This window comes from Glutamicibacter sp. 0426 (assembly GCF_001906485.1).
Lineage (GTDB): Bacteria > Actinomycetota > Actinomycetes > Actinomycetales > Micrococcaceae > Glutamicibacter > Glutamicibacter nicotianae.
Genome location: NZ_MPBI01000001.1, coordinates 1,164,919 through 1,173,104 on the forward strand (window position 1 = coordinate 1,164,919; position 8,186 = coordinate 1,173,104).

5 protein-coding genes are annotated in these 8,186 nt (G+C 49.9%); 1 reads left to right on the forward strand and 4 read right to left on the reverse strand.

The genetic code is table 11. The features are described 5' to 3' along the window. Nucleotides 1-8 precede the first annotated feature (8 nt). The 4 genes from wecC to BKX98_RS05520 form a co-directional block, all read right to left on the reverse strand. On the reverse strand, nt 9-1,241 hold the full coding sequence (gene wecC / locus BKX98_RS05505; protein WP_073706402.1) for a UDP-N-acetyl-D-mannosamine dehydrogenase: 1,233 nt from the start codon (nt 1,239-1,241) through the stop codon (nt 9-11). A gap of 132 nt (nt 1,242-1,373) precedes the next feature. Beyond that, nucleotides 1,374-3,119 (reverse strand): glycosyltransferase family 4 protein, encoded by a 1,746-nt coding sequence (locus tag BKX98_RS05510; RefSeq protein ID WP_083586631.1) that lies wholly within the window; start codon nt 3,117-3,119, stop codon nt 1,374-1,376. Nucleotides 3,120-3,140: 21 nt separating this feature from the next. Beyond that, a complete protein-coding gene (locus BKX98_RS05515) occupies nt 3,141-4,298 on the reverse strand; it encodes a glycosyltransferase family 4 protein (protein WP_073706403.1) in 1,158 nt (385 codons plus the stop codon). A gap of 50 nt (nt 4,299-4,348) precedes the next feature. Beyond that, nucleotides 4,349-6,139, reverse strand: a complete 1,791-nt coding sequence (locus BKX98_RS05520; RefSeq protein WP_233125280.1) for a glycosyltransferase — start codon at nt 6,137-6,139, stop codon at nt 4,349-4,351. 493 nt (nt 6,140-6,632) lie between these two features. Here BKX98_RS05520 and BKX98_RS05525 point away from each other — a divergent pair, with 493 nt between their 5' ends. After that, nucleotides 6,633-7,925: a glycosyltransferase gene (locus tag BKX98_RS05525; RefSeq protein WP_143181030.1), complete on the forward strand. Its 1,293-nt coding sequence runs from the start codon at nt 6,633-6,635 to the stop codon at nt 7,923-7,925. The last annotated feature ends 261 nt before the right edge of the window (nt 7,926-8,186 follow it).

Below are 8,186 nucleotides of genomic sequence, written 5' to 3' on the forward strand. Positions count from 1 at the left end.
CTTGAAAATTAGCGCCAGAGACCGCGGGTGTCGATAACTTCCTTACCTGCCAGCGCGGTTGCTGGAACGGACTTGAACTGATCATGGTCGACTAGCAAAGTAATGACGCTTGCCGATTCTAGTGCTTCTTCAGTGCTCACGAGGTTGAGGTTGTCGATGCCCGCAAGATTCTTAGGCAATGCCTCAACGTGAGGCTCTACAGCGAGGAACTCGACCGTTGGGTTGGCTTCGGCCAGCTTGCGAGCGATAGCAATCGATGGCGATTCACGCATGTCATCAATGTTGGCCTTGAACGCCAGGCCGAGAACCGCAACCTTGCCGTTGAAGGATGGGGCCTTGGTAGCTTCGACAACCTTGTCAATGACCCAGTTTGGCTTCGCATCGTTGGTATTGCGAGCCATGCGAATCAGCTTGGATTCTTCAGGAGCAGCCGAAACGATGAACCATGGATCAACAGCGATGCAGTGACCGCCAACGCCTGGACCGGGCTGAAGAATGTTGACACGTGGGTGGCGGTTTGCAAGGGAGATTAGTTCCCAAACGTCAATACCCAGCTTGTCGGAGATCACCGACAGTTCATTAGCGAAGGCGATATTGACGTCCCGGTACGAGTTCTCCACCAGCTTTGCCATTTCGGCAGTCATCGCGTCGGTGGTGAGGATCGCTGCCTGGCAGAAAGTCTCGTAAAGAGCCTTGGCCTTGTCGGCTGCTTCCGGGGTAATTCCGCCCACAATGCGGTCATTGGTGACCAGTTCTTCCATGACGTAGCCAGGAAGCACGCGTTCCGGGCAGTGTGCTACAAGCAGGCTGTCCTTGTTGAGATCAGGGCGCTTAGCCAAAAGGTAGTCGAAGAGGTGCTGGGTTGCACCTGGAGGCGAGGTCGATTCAAGAATGACCAGTTCGCCGCCCTTCAGCTTCGGAGCGATGCCGTCGGCTGCAGCCTCGATGTATGACAGGTCGGCGGTGTAGTCATCATTGAACGGTGTTGGCACGGCAACAATGTAAGCTTCAGCTTCTGGGGTATCAAAGCTTGCAGACAAGGTACCGGCAGCCACAGCAGCGGATACGAATTCACCCAACGCCGGTTCTACGAACGGCACCTCGCCCTTATTGACCGCCTCTACAGTTCGAGGAGTTACATCTACGCCTTTTACGGTGATGCCCTTCGAGGCAAGAATTGCGGCAGTTGGCAATCCGATGTAACCCAAACCGATAACGGCGACTTCTTTAATGTTGTTCACTAAAGTGACTTTCCTTCTGGTACGAGCGATTTTCCCTACGAAAGGGCCTGCAAACTGATCCTATAGCACAGGTAGTGCAAGATTAGCCCTATAAACCATATCCCATCGCTGAGATCAACGACAGCTTCATTGTCACGGAGCTTTACTTATTACTCGCTCGTAAACTTCGACAATGCTACGCGCATTTTGTTCCCAAGTTCTATTAGCAAGTACGAATTCCCGCCCTGACTTGCCCATGCGCTCAGTTCCGCCAGGATCAAGGATCCGCTCTCGGATTGCAGTCGCCCAGGCTTGAACGTCACCCGCTGTAACTAAGTGACCGTTCTCACCGTCCTTGACAAGTTCGTGCAACGCCGGAAGATCCGAGGCCAATACGGGCACGTTTGAGGCCATCGCTTCAACAGGCTTGAGCGGTGTAACAGACCTTGTCACAGAGGAATCGATTCTAGGAACGACAAAAACATTCAGAGCTGAGTGATACAGGTTGGCTTGGTCTCGCGGTACTCGACCTGGGAACTCGCAGCGATCTGATATACCTAGCTTCTGAGCAAGTTTTACGAGGTTCTCGCGGTCAGTGCCATCTCCCACTATCAATAGACGTAAGTTGGTGAATTCGCTGGCCAATAAAGCAACAGCCTCTACCACCACGGACAGTCCCTCATATGGAACGAGGCTACTCACCGTTCCTACGTGAAAAGCTTCTTGATCCAGCTCTAGTTCCTGGCGTGCTGCATTACGGTCCACCGGTGGCTCAAGGAACTTCTCCCCCACAGCGTTTGGCACGATGGTGATCTTATTGGCTTCAACTCCGGCCTTCACGAGATTATCTTTCATCTCTTGGCCCAGCGTAAGAACATGATCAGCCGCTTGAGCAACCGCCGATTCACGCTGCATGAATAATCGATATTTTTCTGAAGTTGCCGACGTAGCTGGTCGTGTTGAAAGCCAGGTGTCAGCTAACTGGCCGCGAACTTCATAGACCCATGGGATGCCCACTGCTTTGGCGACGGCTTGGACGGCGAGGGCGTTGCTGAAATCGGTCGTCGTGTGTAAAACAGCTGGTCGTTCTCGCAAAACTTTTTTCAAAAGTTCATCTGCTTGTTGCTGAACTTTACCCAACATTTCATGGCGGGCAGAGCGTGGAAGCAATCGTTCATAAGTAATAGTGCCGATTAAGTCCTTGACCGGCGCCTTAAGTTTGCCAATATTTAGTGGGTACTGAACTCGTGTTGCTGCGAAGACATCCCACCCCAGCTCATGTACTGCGCTAAGCACAGAGTGTGTTCGTTGCGCATAACCACTGCCAGTATGTGGCAACGAGTTTGTTGCTAAAAAGAGAACCGACTGAGGATTCTCAACTGAGTATCGGCACGCAGCAGACTGCTTAATAGTCGGTTCGGCGCCAGAGTAGACCGCAAACTCTGACTCGTAATGACGTCGCTGACGGCTTGGCCCAAGCTCACTCAGGATTTTGATAGCTTGACTCATCTTGCCCAATGACCAGGCTAAGCGGGCCTGGGCGCGTACTTTCCTGCGCGACTGATCTGCTAGCAGTAGTAGTTGGTTCGCTAGGTCCCATTGCCCGGAGGCAGTACACATATTAGCTAGGAAAACAGTTCCAAAACCATGCCGTTCATTTTCTACCCAAGATTGGCTGACATCACGGAGACGATCATCATCATCAGAAATCATTGCGCCTAAGGCCTTCAGCAGTGCTGGCGATTGCTTTGCACCCAAAGTTGAGCGCAGTGCCGTCATGCCCGGAGCAGTCTTAAACTTTCGGGCAACTTGCAACGCGAAGTAGCTCGGGTCGTCGTAAAGATTTGATGCAACAAGCCGGCATGTATTGGCCACATTGGCAATGAACTGACGATCCAAGGTTAGTACCTCTCAAGTTCGCTATGGGTTAGCAATAATGTCCGCTAAGAGTTGGGCGTATTTACGGCCAGACTGTCGAAGAGAAGCATGCTCTCGAACCCAACTCGACCCTTCACCATGGGTAACGAGGAGCGAAGGATCCTCGATTAGTGCTTTGAAGTGATTGGTAAGTTCGGCCTGCGATTGTGAGACAACACTTCCAGCGTGAGATGACCTAATAATGCCGGCAGCTTCACCACGGACTAGGCCAGTAATGTGCTGGTCAAGGTACAGCAACTCATAGAGCTTAGAAGGAACGGTATGTTCAAAACTTGGCCAGTCTGGACGTAACGAAACAACGCAGGTATCGGCCCAAGCATAATTTTCAAGAACTGAAGAACCGTAGACAGGGTCAACAAATTCAATATCAACGGCAAGTTCAGCGGCGAGGTCAACTAATGCTTGTTTTTCGGTTCCGTTACCGACAATTCTCAAGGAGATTTGTTCGCGCATATCCGCAGCTACACGCACAAGCAGGTCGAGTCCTTGGCTCCGCCCAAGATTTCCTAGATAGAGAACGCGAAGCTTCTCGCCCCTAGCGAGCCGAGGAACGACCATATCCGGGCGGTCCACTTCTACACCATTAGGTACCGTGGCGACGTTTTTAACGCCTTTGATCCGCATTTTAGCTGCCAGACCTTTAGTGACAGTCACTAAAAGGTCACTACGAGTCACTAAGAACGACAAACACTTAGAAACTATTGGCTCGGCCCACGGCCACTTGATCACTTGCGACTCTTGCAACAGGTCCGGCCAAGCGTCACGCAAGTCTACAACCAACGGCACTCTTCGCAGCCGACTAGTCAGATATCCAATGGCCAATGTTGGCAATGCAGGTACGGTGGCAATGATGACATCAGGTTTCGGACCAGACAACGACACCGGGATGCTGCGCAAAGCGTCGATAGTATGCTTGAGAACTTTTCCCAACATCGTTCGAGCACGGGGTCTCGAAGGATACCGACTGATGCTAATCAATGGGTTTTCCGTCAGTTCTGGCCGGCTAGGTGATACGTAGCCTCGTGGCTGTGGCGCCACAACGTTGACTTCATTGCCCTGTGACGCTAATTCGTCGACAAAAATTGACCATCGACGTTGAGGAGGAGAGACTTCCGGTGAGAAAGAATGCGTTAACAGCATTATTTTCAAAATATTCTCACCTCCAAGACGTATGCACTATCCAACTTTGTTTAGAAGAAAATGTGCTCGTCATTTCTACCAAACCATTGAATACTACCAGTTGCAGTAAGTTCCGCGTCGCTAACGTTCCAAGTGTGCGCTTCGCCATCGTTTCCACGCATCTGGGTGAAGTTGAAACGGTCACTAGAATAAATGCTTCCCCCGTTGGCAAGAACGTCTTTTAAGAACTGCGTATCTTCTCCCCTACTGCGAGATTCAAACGGGGTAGACTTGAAGGTCTCCGCGTATCCGAGCATTGTGGGGCCCATAACCATATTTGTGAATCGATGCTCACGCTCAGCAAATCTCAACAAGGTTGCATTGGAGTCAGCCAGGTACATGTAGTGGGCTTGTTTGCCCACGATAGTTGCCCCACTATAACGAAGTGCCGCCACTTGGTCGGCTAGGTAGTTTTCGCCGTAAAGATCATCGTCATCCATTTTCGTGATGAAGTCACGCGTTGCAGCCTCAACCGCTTTATTCAGGCAATCACCTAGTGTTAGTTCCTTGCCCAAGGCCAACACCTTGAAGTCATTCACACCATACCGGGTTGCGAGTGTCGCAAGGTCCTCGGGGTCAATCTCAAAACCATGTGTCGCAAGAATCAACTCAACATCAACAGCACGTTGAGAACCAACAGTCGACAGAATGTGCTCAATCTGCTGAGGACGGATGGTTGGGACGATCACACTGACCGTCGGACGGGTTGTCATGGCAGAAGGAGAGTTTTCTCGTTGCGACAAACCGATGAATTTCTCGATCTGGCGCGCACGATGTGCATAAGTATGCTCGGACCAAATGCGCCTCTGACCCAGGTGCGCCATGCGGTCCCGAAGTTGGGGGCTGCGAACCAGGCTACGAATTGCGTGTGATGCTTCCTCCCGGGTGTGCACCTCCATTACTTCAGAGCCATCAAAAAAGTTTTTGATGGCTTTACTGGGTGCAGAAACCACGGGTGTTCCAGCCGCGGTAATCTCAAAGATTCGCCGTGCACACATACTTGGTGAATCAACAACTGAGTTAACATTCAAGAACACGTTGTAGTACTTATTTGCGGTGAGCATCCGGTCATAGGGCAGAGAGCCAACTACGTGCGATGCGTAAGGTTCAGGGAATTGATACTTTTCATCCCCACCGTGCTGTCGAGAGAAGATATCCAGGCCGTTAGGCAGTTTGCTGCTGATATCTGCGGCACCGCCGAGCACAATTTCCATCTGTTCTCTGCGTTCGGGGAACTTGTGTGCAAAGTACATGCCTGCGAAAGCGACATCTCGTCGTCCTTGGTTGATGGGACGCACCGGGTTATGGAATTGCGGTTGTGCACCGAAGCTCAGGGATGCGATCCGGTCATGTCCTAGTTCTTGCTTGTACCGTTCGATCATTCGTGAATCTGATGTGAACACGAAGTCAAAGAGTTTCGCGGAATCCAGGAAATCTTCAAAGTGAGGAGGATCTTCTTTGTTCCAAAATACTGCCGGAACGCCCTTCGCTTTGAAGGCATTAACCATTTCGATGAACGCCGGCCGCGGCGCAGAGGTGCCCGTTAAATGATAGCTCCAGTCCCCTCCATTGCCAGCCCAAGCAGACTCGACAAATAGCAGGTCAAAGTTAGCTTCTTCGAGTTGCGAGGACCAAGACTTTACGCCGATTGGTGTTACGTTCCACTCAGGGCTCCACGACTTCATACTGAAATCATCAAGTATGACGGCAACATTAAGGTTGTCTTCAAGATCGCGGGCATGGCCCAACGATTGAGTCGGAAGCTTTAAAGAGAGAAGCTTTTCTACATCCGAGTCGAACAACGAAGATGAGTATCCTGCATGAGCGCCATCCGATCGCCGAATCCACTCACGGAGCTGCTTGAGACCACCCTTTCGAAAGTGCCAAAGTGCTTTCCTGACGTCACTTGGTGCAAAGTTCAATCTTTAATCTCACGACTTCTCAAAAAGGTTATGATACCGAGGCCATTGTATCAATCGCTAGCACGAGCATTGACGCGCGAAAGCAATCCCAAAGGTCCGCCGTGAAATCTCTACGCCGATCACAATGGTCGAGATCACCCAAGTCACGCCAAGGCACCAACCAGTATTCTGAACCAACAGATGAACACTGAGTAAATAAATCAGTATCTCGCTCAGCAATAGAAGTGGAGGAATTACGTGAGGTATACCGTTCATCGATCCTTTCCCCATTACAGTACACGGATGATATTTTCAGATTTGAATCGAATTTCCACTCCTATAGACTAGTTCACGTGAGGACACTCCTTACATCACTTTAGAACAGAAGCAGGAATTGAGCACGGGCGGAAATATGATTTTCATTGGCAAGACTAAATTCAGCGTGTTTTCCCCAGTCTCTGGCGCTTGGAAGGCCACAAACGGTTCACGTTTCAAGACTCGAGCGGAGTACAAAGCCTATTTATTCTCAGATACGCGCCTCGAACCACGTATAACCATCTTCACGAAATATTCATTACCGCAATTAGAGTTGGCTTCAAAAGGTCATGATGTCGCTCTCTTGGTATCCTACTCGGAATTCTTGCCCGAAAAATATGAAAATCAGCTTATCTCCGCAGCCGCGAAATATCCTTTTCTTATTCTAGAGAAGCAAGAACTCGGCAAACCGCACATCTCCTTAGAAAGTATTGCCAAGGATAAATTACAAACTTCCAATGATCCTTTACAGCCATTCGGGATCTTTCGTTTGGATGATGACGACATCCTTCCCGCTGATTATTTCGAGCAGAACACACCCTACATTAAGAACGAATTCATTGGGATGCAGATATCACATGGCATAGGAATTTCAGCGATTTACAAAGATGGAACATTCTTCAACGCTCGACGTACCTACCATCCGATGCTCAATATCGGTTATACAAGCGTTCATCGCTTCGATGCGACCGGAAACATGTCGCAGCTACCCATCGCAGGACACAATATTGCAGACCGCTCATACCCAATAATCATGGATTCCAGAAAAATCGGATATCTCTGGACGCGACACGCTGCGCAAGATACGGCCCTCGGCCTCGTAGAAGTTGACGAAAATTCGCTGATTAGTTCTTTAAAGCGCCACATGGACCGACATCCCGCCATCAATGACATGGAAGAGGTCTATCGTGCTTTTCCAGTATTAGTGAATCAGATAACAAATGCGTCAACTCCGGAATCAACGCGCGAGGAAATGATCACCAAGCCCCTTGAATTGGAAGGGCCAGGCTTGCGACTCAAACCCAAACCTGTCGGAGGTTCTGTGAGAATTACAGCCGCAACAACTTGTGATATGAAGTCGGAGATAAGGAATTCTCTTATTAGTTTCATTTTCGTGAATCATGCAGGACTTCGAATCGACCCGACGTCACTTGACGAGCACTTTAAAAATCAGCCTATTTCTAGATCTGGTAATTCAAAGATTGGCTGGTTCCGATACATGTCGAGCAAGCCAGGGCTCAACCGTACCGTAGTAAATTTCACTCTTCCCGAAGGTGTCTACCTAGCGGTGGCCAACATCGTGAAGTGGCGTAAACATGATACAAAAATAGTTGTCACAAGCCTGTCTATCGAAAGTACACCATCGATATGATGCCTTAGCGGTTGAGAATAATCTCGAGTCGACTGGTAGCCTAAACTTATGGTATGGCTCTCGCATTTCAAAAACGGTCAGCCAAAACCTCAGACCTGTTTCGTGCCACGGGTAGTGATTGAGTAAAACCAATATTCGTTGACCTGCTCGTTTACGCGTTTGATCGGTCGAAAAGGGTTGGTTGGGTCCCTTTAAGCAGTCCAGCAGCTATGCGATAGCTAACTGATTCTCTCTAACCCACTCATCCCAAAACCGGGACGG

What these genes read in the sequence shown, in the direction of transcription:
- BKX98_RS05515 (WP_073706403.1), bottom strand. Translation starts at nt 4,298, where the DNA reads ATGCTGTTAACGCATTCTTTCTCACCGGAAGTCTCTCCTCCTCAACGT.